Source organism: Streptomyces sp. NPDC051219 (genome assembly GCF_040682335.1).
GTDB lineage: Bacteria > Actinomycetota > Actinomycetes > Streptomycetales > Streptomycetaceae > Streptomyces.
The window spans coordinates 1-17796 of sequence record NZ_JBFBAS010000031.1; the positions used below are offsets into that span (position 1 = coordinate 1).

A 17796-nucleotide genomic window follows, 5' to 3' on the forward strand; every position below is an offset into this window, starting at 1 on the left:
GCCCTCCCGGTGTGGGAGGGCCGCCGCCGGGTCGTGACCAGTACGCCGCTCAGGCCGCGTGCTTCTGCCGCGGACCGGCTGGACCTGCGCCTACTTCGAGTCGTGGACGCGCAGGAACGACTCGAGTCCGGCCAGGTCGTCGGTGTTGAGGTAGTCGACGTCCGCGTCGACCAGCTCCTGCCAGACCGCGTCACGCGCGGGTCCGGCCACATCGGGGGTGGCCCAGAAGCGGACCTGCTGCCCCTTGGCGTGGACGTCGGCCACTATCTGACGCAGTTTCGCGCGCTCATTCACCGGCATCGGGCCCACGCCCTGCCAGGTGAAGTTCTTCGTCCAGTTGTCGCTGATCAGCGGGATGAACGAGGCCGGAGCGCTGGTGCCGAGGTCGGCCAGGCGGCCGTCGTAGAAGGCGGAACGCACCTTCTGCGCTTCCATCGGGACTCGCGCGGCGCGGTCTCCGGAGACGACCGGGGTCACCGCCCCGGCGTGGACCTTGCCGGGCGTGTATGTGGTCAGCATCGACCGGTAACGCTTCAGGTGCTCGGACAGCACCTCGTAGGCCTCCGCGCCGGGGGTCTTGATGTCGATGAGCAGCTGAAGAGAGTTGGTGTGGCCGTCGTACACTTCGCCGTGGTTGGCCTTCACCCGCGCCATCAGCGGGTCGAGGTAGAGCGACTCGAGCGTGCGGCCCGGAATCAGGTCCTCCTTGTCGTGGCCGATCAGCAGCTCGTCGCCCACCAGCCAGATGTCGGCCTCGACGCTGCTGAAGCTGTGCGACAGCGCGTCGTTGAGCGGGTTGGTGTGCTCGTAGTCGTTGTGCGCGTGGGCCCGCGGCAGCGGCGCGGGGGCCGGCGCGGCATCCGCCGAGACGGCGTAGGACGGAGCCGCAAGACCGCCCGCGAGGACGGCCGTGACGAGCGCAACGAAAGCGTGGCGCGTTTGCCGGAACATGAAGCCTCCTGGAAATCCGCCCCGATGGGATACCGGGACGGAGCCACGGACGCTATGCAGCATTGGTGTCCCGTTGCCCACGCGGCAGAAGACATGTCATGAATCCGGGCGGGCTTCATCGCCCGGTCTGTTCACGGACTTTGGCTCATGGCCGGTCCCCTGCTAGACCCGGTCCGGAGCAAGCCGGTCCAACTCCCCGTAACGCGGCTGCGGGTGGAGCGTCGCCGTGGTGGCGGCCGGAGCCGGGTGCCGCTCCGCCAGCGGGACGAACGGCGGCAGGTCCGTCGTCTCGCCCAGGAAGACCCGGCGTACCACCCGCTCAGCCGCGTACCCGTCGTCGTACGGGCAGAAGCGCGCCCGGAAGGCGGCCCGCAGCTGGGCCGAGCGGGATCCCCGCCAACGGCCGCTGGTGAAGATGTCGATCAGCTCGTCCTCGGTGCGGGCAACCGCGCCGGGCGGGCAGGCGCGCACATCGAAGTAGGTGCCGCGGGCCGCCTCGTACGCCTCCCAGTCGTCGGCGTGGATCACGATCGGGCGGTCGAGGTTGGCGTAGTCGAACATCAGCGACGAGTAGTCGGTGACCAGCACGTCCGAGGCGATGCAGAGGGACTCGACAGAGGGGTGCTCCGACACATCGATCAGACGGGGTGAGCCACCGTGGGTGAGCGGCGCGTCGTACGCCGGGTGGGCGCGGGTCAGGATGACGAAGCGGGGCCCGAGGTCGCGCAGCACCCGTTCGAAGTCCAGGAAGCGGGGCTGACTGCGCCGGTAGTCGCGGTGCGTCGGGGCGTACAGGACGGCTGTGCAGCCGACCGGGATGCCCAGCGATTCGCGGAGCCGGGCGACGTCGGCGGCGGTGGCCCGCTGGAAGATGTCGTTGCGCGGATGGCCGTACTCGAGCGTCGTGTAACCGGAGGGCAGGGCCTTCTCCCAGACGAGCGTGGAGTGGCGGTTGGCCGAGAGCAGGTAGTCCCAGCGGTCGATGTCCCGCAGCAGGTCCGCGAAGTCGGGGGTCGGGGCGGCTGCCGGACGGTCCTGGAGGTCGAGACCCACACGCTTGAGCGGGGTGCCGTGCTGGGTCTGGAGGAGGACCTGGCCCGGCCGCTTGACCAGCCGGCCGTCACAACCCACGTTGTCCACCAGGTACTTGGCGCGGGCCAGAGCGGTCCGGTGGGCCGCCGAGCCGGGCCGCAGCCGGGCGGTCGCGGTGGGGACCGTGTGCGCGTGGGCGGCGGGGGCGATCCACGCGGTGCGGATGTGCGGGGCCAGCTCGCGCAGCTTCTCCTCGATCGCGGCCGGATTGCACGCGTAGCCCTTCTCCCCGTACGCGCTGAACACCGCGTAGTCCTCCTGGAGGGGCAGGCGTAGTTGGATCCGGTAGTGCAGCCGCAGCAGGGCCGCGCGCAAGCCTCGCAGAGCGGCCTTCACGTGCCGCAAGGTGTGTGCCTTCAAACTGCGCGCGGCGGCGAGCAGGCGGTACGTACGGTGGCTGCCGAGGCGCACCAGGCCGTGCCGCAGCCGGGCGACGGAGGAGACGGACGCACCGGGGGCGCGGTAGCGGCGGTAGTGCGCTCGCGCCCGGCGGAAGAATTCGGCGCGACTGCCGCGCGGGAGCCGGCCGCGCGCGGTGAACAGCTTGGTGAAGTGGTCGGTCATCCGGCGGAAGACCAGGGGGCGCCAGTCCGCCAGCGCCGGGCGGGCGTCGATGAAGGCGAAGACCCGGTCGTACTGGTCGAAGACGTCGAAGTGGCAGTGGCTGGTGGTGGACAGGATGCTGCCCGTGCGCCGCTGGCGGTAGTGCACGCACACGCGGTCGAGGACGGCGATCGACTCCGCAGTCATCAGCGCCGGGTAGGTCCAGGGCGTGTCCTCGTAGTAGCCGGCCGGGAAGGTGAGACCTTCGCGCTCGACGAACTCGCGGCCGTACGCCTTGTTCCAGACGACCATGAGAACGCCCAGAAGACCGGGGCGGTCGGTGAGCCGGAAGGTGGCCGGGCCGTCCTCGGTGAGGCGGTCCGCGAGCTGGTTGCGGACCACGTCGCCGGACCAGTACGTACGGGCGTAGTCGTAGACCAGGACGTCCGGACAGCCGGTCTCCTCGAGGCGGTCGGCGATCGCCCGGAGCGCGCCGGGGACCAGGGTGTCATCGCTGTCGAGGAAGATCAGGTAGTCGCCGGTGGCCCGCTCCAGACCGGCGTTGCGGGCGGGGCCGAGGCCGGCGTTCCGGGGCAGGTGGACGGCGGTGACCCGGGAGTCGCGGGCCGCGTACTCGTCGATGATGGAACCGCAGGCGTCCGGTGAGCAGTCGTCCACCGCGATGAGTTCCAGGTCCGTACAGGACTGGGACAGTACGGAGTCCAGGCTTTCCTGGAGATACGCCTGAACCTTGTACACGGGCACGATGACGCTGAACCGGGGCAAGGCACATCCATGGGTCGGCGTGGGCATATGGCCCAGCAACTGCCGATGGAGTGATCCGGTTACGCCAGACGTGGCATCCGGGGGACGAACGGCAGAGGACGGCCCGGTTAATGCCCGGTGGACCGTCCTCCGACCCCCGCTCCTTTCCGCCTACTTGACCGCACCCGCCATCACGCCGGAGACGAACTGCCTCTGGAACGCGAAGAAGACGACGAGCGGGATCACCATTGAGACGAAGGCGCCCGGCGCCAGTACATCGATGTTGTTGCCGAACTGCCGGACCTGCTGCTGGAGGGCGACGGTGATGGGCGGGCTGTCGGCGTCCGCGAAGATCAGCGCGACCAGCATGTCGTTCCAGACCCACAGGAACTGGAAGATGCCCAGCGAGGCGATCGCCGGGCCCCCGAGCGGCATGACCACCCGGGTGAACAGCCGGATCTCACCGGCGCCGTCGAGCCGGGCCGCCTCCAGCAGTTCCCGCGGGATCTCCGCGAAGAAGTTGCGCAGGAGGAAGATCGCGAAGGGCAGGCCGAAGGCGACATGGAAGAGCACCACCCCGAGGGTGGTCCCGAAGATGCCCAGTTCGCCGAAGAGTTCGGCGACCGGGACGAGCGCCACCTGGACGGGCACCACCAACAGGGCGACAACCAGCAGAAACCACCAGTCGCGGCCCGGGAACTCCATCCACGCGAAGGCGTAGCCGGCGAGCGAGCCGATGACGACGACCAGGACCGTCGCCGGGACGGTGATCAGCACCGTGCTCAGCAGGGAGTCCATGACGACTTCGTTGTCGAACAGCTTGGAGTAGTTCTCCCCGGTGATCTGGGCGGGGGCGGTGAAGACCTCCCACCAGCCGCTCGCACTGATGTCGGCGGGGGAGCGCAGCGATGAGAGGAGGAGGCCGATCGTCGGCATCAGCCAGAACAGCCCGATCAGGACCAGGAACACGCGCATCACGCCGCCGCCCGTGCGTGCCGCGATGCGGGTGGCGAGGGACTGCTCGGCCTTCACCGCTTCGGTGGTGGTCATCGCCCGGCCTCCCGTCGCATGCGCCGGATGTTGCTGTGCTGTCCCGGGGGACGACCCCCGGACCCCCGGCCGGGGGCGGGGGTGGGGGTGGGATTCACCGGCAGGCTCATCGCCTGGCCTCCCGTCGCATGCGCCGGATGTTGAAGAGCATCACCGGGATCACCAGCAGCAGGAGGAGCACCGCGATCGCGCTGCCGACGCCCAGGTCGGCGTCCGTGCCGAACGACGAGCGGTAGAGCTGCAGAGCCAGCACATTGGCATCGTCCTGGGAGGAACCGGGCGCGATGATGTAGACCAGGTCGAAGATCTTGAGCACGTTGATCATCAAGGTGACCAGCACCACCGCGAGCACGGGTGCCAGCAGCGGCACGGTGATCCGGCGGAACACCTGCCACTCGTTGGCGCCGTCGACCCGGGCCGCCTCCAGCAGATCCCGGGGCACGCTCGCCAGCCCCGCGGCGATGAGCACCATGGCGAACCCGGCCCACATCCAGACGTACGAGCCGATGACAGCAGGCGTGATCAGGCTCGGGCCCAGCCAGTCGACACCGTTGTACGGCTCGCGGAAGTTCGAGGCCGGGAAGCGGAGTTGGGCGCCGTCGGCCTTCTCGGAGAGCGTGAAGGTGCCGTCGGGCCCGGCCCGGGTGGAGTCCACCACCTTGCCGTCCTTGACCGCCTCGATCCTGATGCCGGGGTAGCCGACCTCCTGGGGGTCGATTCTGTTGGTCTCTCCGCCGCCGCCGCGAGTGAAGTCCTGCCAAGCGGTGCCGGTGACCTTGCCGGGCTCGGGCTCCGCCGGCCTGGCCGGCTTCGCCTCGTCGGGCAGCTGGGCGGGCGGTACTCCGACCAGGGGCAGGATCACCGGTTCGCCCGCCTGCACGGGGGCCTCGGTGATGAAAGAACCGCCGCCGCCCGGCTCCAGGGCCGAGTCCCGGCCGGGGCGTGCCTTGGGAAAGGCGGATGCCTCGGCGAACGTGTCGTGCACGCCGACCCAGACGGCGTTGGCGACCCCCCGGTCCGGGTCCTGTTCGTACACCAGCCGGAAGATGATGCCCGCGGCAAGCATCGAGATCGCCATGGGCATGAAGACCACGAGCTTGAAGGCCGTGCCCCAGCGGACCCGTTCGGTGAGGACGGCGAAGATCAGACCGAGCGCGGTCGCGACGGCCGGCGCGACCACCACCCAGATCAGGTTGTTCTTCACCGCCGTCAGGATCGTGTCATCGGTGAAGAGCTCGGCGTAGTTGTCGAAGGCGGCGAAGCTCGTGCCGGACTGGTCGAAGAAGCTCCGGTAGAGCGAGTACCCGATCGGGTAGACGACGAGCGCGCCGAGCAGCACGAGGGCGGGCAGCAGGAAACCCACCGCGACCGTCCTGCGGGTGCCGGTCACGCTCTTGCGCGGTCCTGCCGGGGACACCGGCTTTCCGGTGCCCCCGGTGGTGACGGACGTCATCGCGTCAGCTCTGGTACGCCTTGGCCGCGTCGGACTCCAGCTTCGCTTGAGTCCCCGCGACATCCTTCGGGTTCTTCAGGAAGTCCTGCAGTGCCTTCCACTCGCCCTTGCCGGGTGTGCCGCCGAAGGACTGCGGCGCCTGGTCCGACATGTCGAAGCGGAAGTCGTCACCCGCGGCGATCAGCGCCTTGGCGATGTCGCGCTGGATGTCGTTCGGGTACACCGCCACGTCCAGGGACTTGTTGGGCGAGATGAATCCGCCTGCCCCGGCCCACACCTTGGCGGCGTCGGTCGAGGCCAGGAAGGTCAGCAGGGCCTGCGCCCCCTTGGAGTCCTTGAGCGCGACGGCTACGTCGCCGCCGGAGACCACCGGGGACTCCGCGCCCACCGCCGGGAACGGGAACACCTTGGCGTCCGTACCGATCTTGGCGTCCGTCTGCGCGATATTGACCGCGACGAAGTCGCCTTCGAAGACCATCGCACCGTCGGGCTGGTCGCCGCCGGTGAACGTCTGCGTGACGGACTTCGGGAACTCCGTCTGCAGTGCGCCGTCCTGGCCGCCGACGAGGAACTCCTTCTTGCCGAACAGCTCGCCCAGGGTCGTCAGCGCGGCCTTGACGGTCGGGTCGGTCCACTTGATCTCGTGCTTGGCCAGCTGGTCGTACTTCTCCGGGCCGGCCTGCGAGAGGTAGATGTTCTCGAACCAGTCCGTGAGGGTCCACCCGTCCGCGCCGCCGACCGACACCGGTGTGACGCCCGAAGCGGAGATCGTCTCTGCGGTGTCCAGGAACTCCTTCCAGGTCTTGGGCGCCTCGACCCCCGCGTTCTCGAAGACCTGGGCGTTGTACCAGACCAGCGACTTGTTGGCCGCCTTGAAGTACACGCCGTACTGGGTGCCGTCCACGGCACCCAGCGTCTTCCAGCCGTTGCCGTAGTTCTTGTCGAGCTGTGCCTGGGCCTCCGCACCCACCGGCTTGGCCCATTTCTTCTGTACGGCCTGGGTGAGCGCGCCGACCTGAGGGAGCATCGCCACGTCCGGGGGCTGGCCTCCCGCGATCTTCGTGCCGAGGAAGTTGACGATCGGGTCCTGCGCGGGGACGAAGGTGACGGAGGCGCCGGTGCGCTTCTCGAACTCCTTCAGCACCTTGGTGAAGTTCTCCTGCTCCGGACCGGTCCAGACGGCCGCGACCTCGATCTTCTCGCCGTTCAGCTTGGGAAGCTGGACGGTCGCCGCGTCGGTCTGCTCACTGCCGCCCGGGGTGTCCTCCTCGGACTTGTCCCCGCCGCCGCAGCCGCTGAGCACGAGAGCCCCGGCGGCGACGACCGCCAGTACGGCCCTTCCCGGGCCACGGCCTGCCGCCCCGCGTGTGCCTCTGCGTGTGTGAAGAGTTGTGCGCATCACTGCCCCGTCTCTCCCGTTGCGCGTACGAACTTTGCGCGTACGAACCGCCGCATGCGAGTCACGGCCGCGACCGTTCGTGGCTGTCCCGTGCCGACAGTCCTACGCCGCGTGCCGATGCCCCGCAATAGCGCGGCCGATGTCAAGAGGGCGATCGTGATCCCGTTGTGACCAGCCCTACGGCCGGACGGTGCCATGCCCCCAGCGGTCAGCCGGTGTTGCCGGGCGCGAACGCCACAGGTGTCGCGTCCACCAGGCGGGCCGCCCGGTCCAGGGCGCTGGCCAGCAGTGCCAGATCCGTTGGGCCGTTGCCCAGTTCCCGCAGTGGCCGACGCGTCGGGGGGTCGCCCATCCGCTCCCACTCGACGGGTACGACCGTCGGCCGCAGCGTCGCCGTTCGCGGAATACGCCCCGTCACCCGGCCGCCCTGGAACTGCGTCACCCGGCCGTCGGGATGGTGCAGCTCCCCACGCCCTGCGGCGGCGTCCTCCGTGGCGCCCAGCACCACCCGCAGCCCGGCGGTCCGCGCCAGCTCGGTATCAGCCGTACGGTCGGGCCGCGCCGACGCCGCGACCAGGTGCACCCCGAGCCGCTCGCCGTCCCGGGCCACCGCTTCGAGCACCCGTACGACGGATCCGGCGGCGGGCCGGCCCGTGCTGCCGAGGGCCGGCGCCACCAGCGCGTCGAAGTCGTCGACCAGTACGACGAGCCGGGGCAGCGGGGTCGGTCCGGCCGCGGTCGTACGCGCCGCGGACGCGGAACGCAGCCGTAGGGTCCCGCTCGGCGGCGAGTCGAGTTCGCCGCGCTGCTCGGCCGCGCTGGGTGCCCGCTGCGCGACCATCCGCCCGGCCACCTCGCGCTGTGCGTGCCACTCCGCAAACCCCAGCGAGCCCAGTAGTTCGGAACGGCGCTTCAGCTCGGCACCCAGAGCCTGGGCGAAGTCGCGCATCCGTACCGGGTCGGAGGCGACGAGGTGCGCCGTGACATGAGGGAGTTCCGTACAGGCGCGCAGACCCTCGCCGCGCTCGCCCCCGGCGCCGTCGACGAGCACGAGCCCGAGCCGGTCCGGCCGCGCGGCGGCGCACAGCGAGGCGGCGACGGAGCGGAGCAGTTCGGTGCGGCCGCTGCCCGCCGGGCCCTCGATGATCAGGTGCGGTCCCTCCGTGACCAGTTCGGCACCGACCGGCCCACGCTGCCCGGTGCCGAGAACGACCTCCGCATGGCCGCCCACGCCCTGTCCCTCGTCGGTCGCCGAGGCCCAGCGCGCCATCAGCGACGCCGGGGTGGCGCGGGCGAGGCCCAGTTCGTCCAGCAGCCGGGCCGCGGCCGGCAGGGTGGCGGCCGACCTGGCGGGCAGGCCCGGTTCCGCACCGTCCGGCCGCAGAGGTGCGACGGCGCGGGCGAACCGCTCCGCCCATGCAGCGGACACCGCGTCCACGACGGCGACCGCGCCGTGCCCGGCCGGCTGCCCGTTCGCGGTGCGCAGCAGCCGCAGCGCGGTGGCGACATCGCCGCTCAGCAGTGCGGCGGCGCCGCATTCGCGGAAGGCGAGGGAGGCGGAACAGGCGGCTTCGTAGGTCGCGGTGACGGGTGAGGCGGGCGAGGCGGCGGGCGTCTCGGCGAGGCACACCAGATGGATCCCGGCGGCGGAGCCGGCCGCGGCCAGCCGCGCGGTGGTCTCCCGGAGCGCCGCCGAACCGGGATCGCCGTCCACGACCACCACGGTGTACTGGCCGGTGTACTGCCGCGCCGCGGCGGCGACTGCAGCGGGCTCCGCGGACGCCCAGCCGGGACCGAGCGGCCCGTCGTCCAGTCGGCGTACCAGTTCGGCGGCGCGGGCGGCGGCCTGGTCGCGGTCGTAGGCGAGGAGCAGCCGGCAGTCCTGGCCGTGCGCGGGACGCAGGTGCGGCAGCCAGCCGAGCCAGGACCATTCGCCCTTGCGCTGCTCCAGGCTCCTGGCCCGGTCCGTACTGATCAGCACGATCTCGAGGTCGTGCGGCGCGTGCAGGGCGGCGAGCTGGGCGAGCACCGACCGGGCCAGCCCGGACAGCCGCGCCCGCGGCCCGGCGAGCCCCAGCGAACCGGCCTCGCGCAGCCCGACGGTGACGGGCACGGCGGGCAACAGCCCCGCGCCGCCGGGCGCGGGCCGGTCCGCCGTACCCAGCCGCAGGACGAGCGCTTCGGGGTGCCCGGGGCCGCGCTCCCACAGCCGGGGCCCGGGGCCGAGAGCGGTGAGCAGCAGCGTGGCGGCATCCGGCCACGCCCCCGGAGTGGGCGCCTCGGCGGCAGGCGGCCGGCCGGCCGGTACGGTCTCGACCGCACCGTCGTCCCGCCCGGTCTCGACCCGTCCGCCGGTCAACCGCCGCGCCCAGGCCCCTATCCCACGCCGCCGATCCCCGGCCGTGTTGCCGCTGCGGCCGGCGTCCGCGCCGGCCCATCTGCCGGTCGCGGTGCCCGGCGCGTCTCCGGCCAAGGCCTGCGCCGCGCCGGCGATCGCCCCGGCACCCGCCCCGCCGGGGTCCGGCCGTCCCGTGGCGCCCCGTGAGGCCGCCGTGCCGGTACCGGCAGGAGAAGTGGCTTCCGGGTGTGACCTATGGCCCGCACTCCCGGCCGCGGGTGGAGTCTGGACCGCGCCGGCGGGTTCTCTGCCGCCCTGCGCCGGCACCCGGTACGGCCTGGACGCCGCCGGTTCGACGCCGTAGTGCCCCTGGCCCCCAGCCGCACCGGGGGTGCCGTAGCCGGCGGGGGGCACGCTTCCGCCCGTACCGGCACCGCCGTACGGTGCGCAGGCCGGCGACGTCAGGCGCAGGTGGCCCTCGGCGTCGGGAGTGGTGGGCACCCGTGGGTCAACCGGGCCGGGCGGCACGAGGCGCAGCGCGGACTCGCCCACACGCAGCAGCGCGCCGGGTGCCAGCCGCACCGGGCGGTCGCCGACGTCCGTGCCGTCCAGAGACGTGCCGTTCGTCGAGCCGAGGTCCGCGACCGAGACCCGTCCGTCCTCCGAGACCGTCACCACGCAGTGCAGCCGGGACACATCCGGATCGTCCAGCGGCACGTCCGCATCAACCGACCGGCCGATCCGGATCTGGCCGCCGTGCAGTATGTGGACGCCACCCGCGTCGGGCCCGGCGACCACATGGAGCTGCGCCGATCCGCCGCCGACGGGGGCGTCGTCCTCGGCCGGCGCCTGCAGCGACAGCACCGCGCCGTCGACCAGCGGGGGCTCGCCCAGCGTCCGGCGCTGCGCGTCGAGCCGCTCCTGGCCCGCGTACAGCACGACCGCACCCGTGACTTCGGGGCCCATGACCGTGGTCGCGAGCCCGGAGGCGACCGCGGCCAGAGCCGTTCCCGCCGGGGCGGTGACGAGCACGTCGCAGGCGCGCGGGTGCGGGGTCTGGCCGCTGCGCGGCCCGAGGACGGTCAGCCGGATCTGCATCGCCGTCAGCGGTCCCTTCTGCGCGGGGTGCCCGGCAGGGGAGCGGCAGGGAAGCTGCCCGTGAATCCCCCCACCCGGCACGGACGCGTCGTCCGGTACAGGTCAGCGCGGAACACGGGGCTCCCAACCCCAGTTCCGTGCTGGGGGCATCCTCGCACCTGCCGCTGACAACACGCCCGGCGACCACCATCAAGTGATCTTGATTGGTCGGCTGTGGACGTAAAAGTGCCTGCTTGGGACCGCCGATGGCTTGAGGAAGCGGCTCACGGGCGGGCCACCGCGGACTGCCGTCCGGCAACCATCCGCCCGATACGGGCGTCTTCCCCACCAACGAGAACGGGTGGTGCCCCCTCGGGCACCACCGGACCCTGTCCGGCGATCCCCGGCGAGGTGCCGTGGCTGTGGTCGCGGGCCCGACAGGATCGCCCGGACAGGGCCTAGAGTGGCCCGACGGGCAGGTGTGCCCGGCAAGCAAGGACACACGATCAGCAGGGAGCACATGACGTGCGGCCGGTAGGCAGCAAGTACCTGCTCGAGGAACCTCTCGGGCGCGGCGCCACGGGCACCGTCTGGCGAGCCCGCCAGCGCGAGACCGCGGGCGCCGAGGCAGCGGTGGCCGGGCAGCCCGGCGAGACGGTCGCGATCAAGGTCCTCAAGGAGGAGCTCGCGAACGACGCGGACGTGGTGATGCGCTTCCTGCGCGAGCGCTCCGTCCTGCTCCGCCTGACGCACCCCAACATCGTGCGTACCCGCGACCTCGTCGTCGAGGGGGATCTCCTCGCCCTCGTCATGGACCTCGTCGACGGCCCCGACCTGCACCGCTACATCCGGGAGAACGGCCCGTTCACCCCGGTGGCGGCCGCCCTCCTCACCGCCCAGATCGCCGACGCGCTGGCCGCCAGCCACGCCGACGGCGTCGTCCACCGCGACCTCAAGCCCGCCAACGTCCTGCTGGCCGACGCGAACGGCCAGATGCATCCGATGCTCACCGACTTCGGCATCGCGCGCCTCGCGGACTCCCCGGGCCTGACCCGCACGCACGAGTTCGTCGGTACGCCGGCCTACGTCGCGCCGGAGTCGGCCGAGGGCCGTCCGCAGACCTCCGCGGTCGACATCTACGGCGCGGGCATCCTGCTGTACGAACTGGTCACCGGCCGTCCGCCGTTCGGCGGCGGCTCCGCGCTGGAGGTCCTGCACCGCCACCTCAGCGAGGAGCCTCGCCGCCCCACGACCGTCCCGGAGCCCCTGTGGACGGTGATAGAGCGCTGCCTGCGCAAGGAGCCGGCCGAGCGGCCCAGCGCCGAGAACCTCGCCCGGGGTCTGCGCACCGTCGCGGCCGGCATCGGCGTCCACTCCTCCGCCGCACAGGTCGAGGCCGCCCTCGGCGTGGGCGCCCTGCTCGCTCCGGACCCGGACCCGGCCCCCGTCCCGGGCACGCCCGGCGCGGCCGACCCCACTCAGGTGCTGCCGGGCGGAGCCGGTTCGTACGATCCGAGCGCCGCGACCAGCGTCATGCCTTCCACCGGCCCCCGCGGCGCCGACCCGACGTCCGTCATGCCGCCGGTGCCTCCGCGGCCCGACGGCCCGCCGCAGCCTTCGCCCGACGACCCGCACCCCTGGCAGAGCCAGATGCGGGCGGCCCGCGACCGCAACGAGCAGACGCAGGTCCAGTACCTCGACCCCAGCCAGGATCCGCTGCGCCGCCGCCCGCAGCGCCGGCCCGCGCCCCAGCAGCCGCAGCCGCGGCAGCAACGGCAGCCGCAGCAGCCGCCTCAGCACTACGCCCCACAGCGTCAGCAGCAGCCGTACCAGCAGCCCTACCAGCCACCGCAGCAGCCTCAGCAGCGGTACGCGCCGCCGCAGCCGCCGCCCCAGCAGCCGGCCCCCCGTCAGCCGCGCGAGCCGCGCCGCCGGAACGCGAACCCGATGCGGATTCCCGGGCTCGGCTGCCTCAAGGGCTGCCTGTTCACGGTTTTGATCCTCGTCGTGGCGGCCTGGATGGTCTGGGAGCTCACCCCGCTCCAGGACTGGGTCGCGGACGGCAAGAGCTTCTGGAAACAGGTGTCGGACTGGGTCTCCGACGCATCCACATGGATCTCCGAGATCGGCAGCTCGACAGCGCCGGAACCGCCCGCATCGGAGACGGCTCCATAGATTTGTCGACTTCTGCGGGGTGATTTCCCCCGCAGAAGTGAAGGTTGGCATCGTCCGGGGCCCTGAAGACCCCGTCGGCCGCGTAGTTTTATGCGCGAACGCCAGCCGCTGAGGGAGCAGTCTTGGCACGGAAAATCGGCAGCCGGTACACCGCCCACCAGATTCTGGGGCGAGGCAGCGCCGGCACGGTGTGGCTGGGTGACGGGCCCGACGGGCCCGTCGCCATCAAGCTGCTGCGGGAGGACCTCGCGTCCGACCAGGAGCTCGTCGGACGCTTTGTGCAGGAGCGCAGTGCGCTGCTGAGCCTGGACCACCCCCGGGTGGTCGGCGTGCGCGACCTCGTGGTCGACGGCAACGATCTCGCCCTCGTCATGGAGCTCGTACGCGGCACGGACCTGCGCACCCGCCTCGACCGGGAGCGCCGGATGGCTCCCGAGGCGGCGGTCGCCGTCGTCGCCGACGTGGCGGACGCCCTCGCCGCGGCCCACGCGGCCGGTATCGTCCACCGCGACGTGAAGCCGGAGAACGTGCTGCTGGACATGCAGGGTCCGCTCGGCCCGGGCGGTTCCCATCCCGCGCTGCTCACCGACTTCGGCGTCGCCAAGCTGATCGACTCCCCGCGCCGGACCAGGACGGCGTCGAAGATCATCGGTACCCCCGACTACCTCGCTCCCGAGATCATCGAGGGCCTCCCGCCGCGGGCCTCTGTCGACATCTACGCCCTGGCGACGGTCCTCTACGAGCTGCTCGCCGGCTTCACGCCATTCGGCGGCGGCCACCCCGGCGCGGTGCTGCGCCGCCATGTGACCGAGACGGTCGTCCCGCTCCCCGGCATCCCCGACGAGCTGTGGCAGCTCATCGTCCAGTGCCTGGCCAAGGCCCCGGCGTCCCGGCTGCGCGCCTCCGAGCTCTCCGCCCGGCTGCGCGACCAGCTGCCGATGCTGGCCGGCATGCCCCCGCTGGACGTGGACGAACCGGACGACGAGGACGAGCCCCAGCGTCAGACGGCTGCGCCGTACCCCGACGAGACGGCCGTCCACCCCACCGCCCCCGGTGCGGGTGCGCCGGGCCGCCGCCGGGGCGCGGTCCCACTCGTCCCCGGCGCCGCGCCGGACTCGAACCGTGACACCCACACCAGCATGCGCGTCCCCGGCCCGGACGAGCTGGCGGGCGGCGCCCATGGCACGGCCCGCGTCCCCCGCTCCACGGCCGAACGCCGCCCCGGCTCGGCCCGCCACAAATCCACCTCGGACGCCGTCCGCCGGCGCCGCCTGAAGCTGGGTGTGGCCGCGGTGGTTCTGGCGGCGGCGGTGGGCGTCGGCGGCTGGCTGGCCACAAGCGGCGGCGACGCGGACGCCCCGCCCCAGGACACCCAGCAGTCCTCTCCCTGAGAGCGCGGGCGGGCGGTCCCTCTCCCGGGCGCGGGGAAGGTCCGGGCGGCCAGCCGTTACGCTGGGGGCGTGGCAGTCGTCGATGTATCCGAAGAGCTGAAGTCCCTCTCCTCGACCATGGGGTCGATCGAGGCCGTCCTGGACCTCGACAGGATGAGGGCAGATGTCGCCGTGCTCGAGGAGCAGGCCGCGGCCCCGTCCCTGTGGGACGACCCGGAGGCGGCACAGAAGATCACGAGCAAGCTTTCGCACCTGCAGGCCGAGCTGCGCAAGACCGAGGCCCTCCGTAGCCGGATCGACGACCTGAGCGTGCTGTTCGAGCTCGCCGAGGCGGAGGACGACGCGGACACCCTCGCGGAGGCCGAGTCCGAGCTCATTTCCGTCCGCAAGGCGCTGGACGAGATGGAGGTCCGTACGCTCCTCTCCGGCGAGTACGCCGAGCGCGAGGCACTGGTGAACATCCGTGCCGAGGCCGGCGGCGTGGACGCCTCCGACTTCGCCGAGCGCCTGCAGCGGATGTATCTGCGCTGGGCCGAGCGGCACGGCTACTCCACCGAGGTCTACGAGACCTCGTACGCGGAAGAGGCCGGCATCAAGTCGACCACCTTCGTGGTGAAGGCGCCCTACGCGTACGGCACGCTCTCCGTCGAGCAGGGCACGCACCGGCTGGTGCGCATTTCGCCGTTCGACAACCAGGGCCGCCGTCAGACCTCGTTCGCGGGCGTCGAGGTGCTGCCGGTCGTCGAGAAGACCGACCACGTCGAGATCGACGAGTCCGAGCTGCGCGTCGACGTGTACCGCGCTTCCGGCCCCGGCGGCCAGGGCGTCAACACCACTGACTCCGCCGTGCGGTTGACGCACGTCCCGACCGGCATCGTCGTCTCCTGCCAGAACGAGCGCTCGCAGATCCAGAACAAGGCGAGCGCGATGAACGTCCTTCAGGCCAAGCTGCTCGAGCGGCGCCGCCAGGAGGAGCAGGCCAAGATGGACGCGCTCAAGGACGGCGGCAGCTCCTGGGGCAACCAGATGCGCTCGTACGTCCTGCACCCGTACCAGATGGTCAAGGACCTGCGGACCGAGTTCGAGGTCGGCAATCCGCAGGCTGTGCTCGACGGCGAGATCGACGGTTTCCTGGAGGCCGGAATTCGCTGGCGCAAGCAGCAGGAGAAGTAAATTCGCGCTTTGTCGACAAGGGAACTGCCGTCCTAGGGACGGCAGTTCCCTTTTTTCGTCACAGTTGCAGGGCCTAACGGCAGGCAACTGCCCGCAAATTGGGCATTGCGTACGCAACGACCTTGACGCTTACATGAAAAGTGGGAAGGGTGGCGCGCGGCATGCGTATCACGGGGGCGCGTGTGACGGGGGCCGGTTACGAACCCCCGACGGCCGAGGCCCCGGACGCTGCTCCACTCACGAGAAGCTACTGGGGGTAGCAGGCAGATGACCAAGAAGACGCGGCTGCGCGTGGCGCGGATAGCGGCCGGCGCGGTAATTGCGGCCGGTGCCTCGCTGACCGCAGCCGGCGCTGCTCAGGCGGCCGGCATTGGCGTGAACATCGGAGGCCTCAGCGCGAAGGCCAACGTGGACGAGAATGGCGCGGCTGTCGAGATCGGCGCCGCGGACGAGGGTGAGGCCGACGGCGGCGGCGACGTCGCCGGTCCCGGTGGTGGCGACGTCGGTGGTGGTGACGCGGCCGTAGGCGGCGGTGACGCTGCTGTCGGTGGTGGTGACGCTGCTGTCGGTGGTGGTGACGCTGCTGTCGGTGGTGGTGACGCTGCTGTCGGTGGTGGGGACGCGGCCGTTGGCGGCGGGGACGCTGCCGTTGGCGGCGGGGACGCTGCTGTCGGTGGTGGTGACGCGGCCGTTGGCGGCGGGGACGCTGCTGTCGGTGGTGGTGACGCGGCTGTCGGTGGTGGTGACGCGGCCGTTGGCGGCGGGGACGCGGCTGTCGGTGGTGGTGACGCTGCTGTCGGTGGTGGTGACGCGGCCGTTGGCGGCGGGGACGCGGCTGTCGGTGGTGGCGACCAGGGCGGAACCCAGAACGGCGGCAACAGCAACGGCAACGGCAACGGTGGCGGCAACGCCAACGGCGGCGGTTCCACCGGCGGCGACGACGGCGGCGCCGGCACCTGCACCGTGGACCTCGACGGGGCCGAGTGCCAGGACAACACCGACACCGACAACGTCGGCTCCAAGCCGGTCGAGCAGGGTGAGGCCAAGGAGGAGCTCGCCGAGACGGGCGCCGCTGAGACCACGTTCCTGCTGGTCGGCGCCGCGACGATGATCGCCGGCGGTATCGGCTTCCGGATGCTGCCCCGCCTGGTCGGCGGCGGCCGTACGGCTGCCTAGCAGGCGCCTGCACGCACGTATGCACGCACAGGAGGGCCCGGGACGCGCGATCAGCGTCCCGGGCCCTCCTGGCGGTCCCGCCGGGTCCGTAGGCGGAAAGTCAGACGGTCTGGTGCGCCAGCAGGGCCATCGCGGCCACCAGCACCACCAGAAGCGCGACGAGCGCCGCCGGGCTCAGTCCGGCGAATGGGCCCTCCTGCTGGAGTCGCTCCCGGTTCGCCCGGCACACATGGCAGCGGCCCTCATTCACGGGCGCCGCGCAGTTGGCGCACACCAGTCGGTCATAGGTCATGCGCTCTCCTCTCCCGCGCGGCGGGGCCGCGATACGCAGCTTTCTCTCCGCACAACGCTCAGGGAAACGCGACCGTTCCCCCTACCACTCTGCCAGCTCGTGCGAGATTCGGCGCGCCCCACTCGATTTCGCGGGATAAATCACTCATCCACGACCGCCGCCTGCACGCTCCAGCCCGCTTCGCGTATGGTCACGCACACCTACTCCCGGCGACCGTGGTGCACCCGTGATCCGATTCGACAACGTCTCCAAGTCCTATCCGAAGCAGAACCGTCCTGCGTTGAGGGAGGTCTCCCTCGAGATCGAGCGGGGCGAGTTCGTCTTCCTCGTCGGCTCCTCCGGCTCCGGCAAGTCCACCTTCATGCGGCTGATCCTCCGCGAGGAGCGTGCCAGCCACGGCCAGGTGCACGTGCTGGGCAAGGACCTCGCCCGGCTCTCCAACTGGAAGGTGCCGCACATGCGGCGCCAGCTGGGCACCGTGTTCCAGGACTTCCGTCTGCTGCCCAACAAGACCGTCGCGGAGAACGTGGCGTTCGCGCAGGAGGTCATCGGCAAGCCGCGCGGGGAGATCCGCAAGGCCGTACCGCAGGTCCTCGACCTGGTCGGCCTCGGCGGCAAGGAGGACCGGATGCCCGGCGAGCTCTCCGGTGGTGAGCAGCAGCGCGTGGCGATCGCGCGGGCCTTCGTGAACCGGCCCATGCTGTTGATCGCGGACGAGCCGACCGGCAACCTCGACCCGCAGACCTCCGTCGGCATCATGAAGCTGCTGGACCGGATCAACAGGACCGGGACCACCGTGATCATGGCGACGCACGATCAGCAGATCGTGGACCAGATGCGCAAGCGCGTCATCGAACTCGAGATGGGCCGTCTCGTGCGCGACCAGTCGCGCGGCGTCTACGGCTACCAGCACTGAAAGAC

12 protein-coding genes are annotated in these 17796 nt (G+C 71.5%); 5 read left to right on the plus strand and 7 right to left on the minus strand.

What is annotated here, in order from left to right:
• Nucleotides 1-90 precede the first annotated feature (90 nt).
• The 6 genes from AB0M62_RS27380 to AB0M62_RS27405 all read right to left on the minus strand — a co-directional run bounded on the left by AB0M62_RS27380 (nucleotide 91) and on the right by AB0M62_RS27405 (nucleotide 10689).
• The gene (locus AB0M62_RS27380; protein ID WP_366076966.1) at nucleotides 91-951 is read right to left on the minus strand and encodes a phosphatidylinositol-specific phospholipase C/glycerophosphodiester phosphodiesterase family protein; all 861 of its coding nucleotides are present in this window, start codon (nucleotides 949-951) and stop codon (nucleotides 91-93) included.
• Nucleotides 952-1113: 162 nt separating this feature from the next.
• Nucleotides 1114-3372, minus strand: a complete 2259-nt coding sequence (locus AB0M62_RS27385; RefSeq protein ID WP_366076967.1) for a bifunctional glycosyltransferase family 2 protein/CDP-glycerol:glycerophosphate glycerophosphotransferase — start codon at nucleotides 3370-3372, stop codon at nucleotides 1114-1116.
• A gap of 150 nt (nucleotides 3373-3522) precedes the next feature.
• Nucleotides 3523-4401: a carbohydrate ABC transporter permease gene (locus tag AB0M62_RS27390; RefSeq protein WP_366076968.1), complete on the minus strand. Its 879-nt coding sequence runs from the start codon at nucleotides 4399-4401 to the stop codon at nucleotides 3523-3525.
• Between the two features lie 106 nt (nucleotides 4402-4507).
• The gene (locus AB0M62_RS27395; RefSeq protein ID WP_366076969.1) at nucleotides 4508-5854 is read right to left on the minus strand and encodes a sugar ABC transporter permease; all 1347 of its coding nucleotides are present in this window, start codon (nucleotides 5852-5854) and stop codon (nucleotides 4508-4510) included.
• Between the two features lie 4 nt (nucleotides 5855-5858).
• Nucleotides 5859-7253, minus strand: coding sequence for an ABC transporter substrate-binding protein (locus tag AB0M62_RS27400; RefSeq protein ID WP_366076970.1), 1395 nt, complete (start codon nucleotides 7251-7253; stop codon nucleotides 5859-5861).
• Nucleotides 7254-7461: 208 nt separating this feature from the next.
• Nucleotides 7462-10689, minus strand: a complete 3228-nt coding sequence (locus tag AB0M62_RS27405; protein WP_366076971.1) for an FtsK/SpoIIIE domain-containing protein — start codon at nucleotides 10687-10689, stop codon at nucleotides 7462-7464.
• Between the two features lie 504 nt (nucleotides 10690-11193).
• Between AB0M62_RS27405 and AB0M62_RS27410 the strand changes: the two genes are divergently transcribed.
• The 4 genes from AB0M62_RS27410 (at nucleotide 11194) to AB0M62_RS27425 (ending at nucleotide 16583) form a co-directional block, all read left to right on the plus strand.
• Nucleotides 11194-12843, plus strand: a complete 1650-nt coding sequence (locus AB0M62_RS27410) for a serine/threonine-protein kinase (protein WP_366076972.1) — start codon at nucleotides 11194-11196, stop codon at nucleotides 12841-12843.
• 122 nt (nucleotides 12844-12965) lie between these two features.
• Entirely contained in the window at nucleotides 12966-14234 is a 1269-nt protein-coding gene (locus AB0M62_RS27415) for a serine/threonine-protein kinase (RefSeq protein ID WP_366076973.1), read from the plus strand.
• Between the two features lie 69 nt (nucleotides 14235-14303).
• Nucleotides 14304-15407 (plus strand): peptide chain release factor 2, encoded by a 1104-nt coding sequence (gene prfB, locus AB0M62_RS27420; RefSeq protein WP_366076974.1) that lies wholly within the window; start codon nucleotides 14304-14306, stop codon nucleotides 15405-15407.
• A gap of 267 nt (nucleotides 15408-15674) precedes the next feature.
• Nucleotides 15675-16583, plus strand: coding sequence for a hypothetical protein (locus AB0M62_RS27425; protein WP_366076975.1), 909 nt, complete (start codon nucleotides 15675-15677; stop codon nucleotides 16581-16583).
• 100 nt (nucleotides 16584-16683) lie between these two features.
• On the opposite strand, the gene AB0M62_RS27430 is transcribed toward AB0M62_RS27425, so the two are convergent.
• Nucleotides 16684-16875, minus strand: a complete 192-nt coding sequence (locus AB0M62_RS27430; RefSeq protein ID WP_366076977.1) for a hypothetical protein — start codon at nucleotides 16873-16875, stop codon at nucleotides 16684-16686.
• A 226-nt stretch (nucleotides 16876-17101) separates the two neighbouring features.
• Between AB0M62_RS27430 and ftsE the strand changes: the two genes are divergently transcribed.
• Nucleotides 17102-17791 carry a cell division ATP-binding protein FtsE gene (gene ftsE, locus AB0M62_RS27435; RefSeq protein ID WP_254375670.1) on the plus strand — a complete coding sequence of 230 codons (690 nt, stop codon included), beginning with the start codon at nucleotides 17102-17104 and terminating at the stop codon, nucleotides 17789-17791.
• The last annotated feature ends 5 nt before the right edge of the window (nucleotides 17792-17796 follow it).

Excerpts from the sequence above, each read along its gene's own strand:
- AB0M62_RS27430 (WP_366076977.1), bottom strand. The coding sequence starts at position 16,875 with ATGACCTATGACCGACTGGTGTGCGCCAACTGCGCGGCGCCCGTGAAT.
- AB0M62_RS27405 (WP_366076971.1), bottom strand. The coding sequence starts at position 10,689 with ATGCAGATCCGGCTGACCGTCCTCGGGCCGCGCAGCGGCCAGACCCCG.
- AB0M62_RS27380 (WP_366076966.1), bottom strand. The coding sequence starts at position 951 with ATGTTCCGGCAAACGCGCCACGCTTTCGTTGCGCTCGTCACGGCCGTC.
- AB0M62_RS27395 (WP_366076969.1), bottom strand. The coding sequence starts at position 5,854 with ATGACGTCCGTCACCACCGGGGGCACCGGAAAGCCGGTGTCCCCGGCA.
- AB0M62_RS27425 (WP_366076975.1), top strand. The coding sequence starts at position 15,675 with ATGACCAAGAAGACGCGGCTGCGCGTGGCGCGGATAGCGGCCGGCGCG.
- AB0M62_RS27400 (WP_366076970.1), bottom strand. The coding sequence starts at position 7,253 with ATGCGCACAACTCTTCACACACGCAGAGGCACACGCGGGGCGGCAGGC.
- AB0M62_RS27390 (WP_366076968.1), bottom strand. The coding sequence starts at position 4,401 with ATGACCACCACCGAAGCGGTGAAGGCCGAGCAGTCCCTCGCCACCCGC.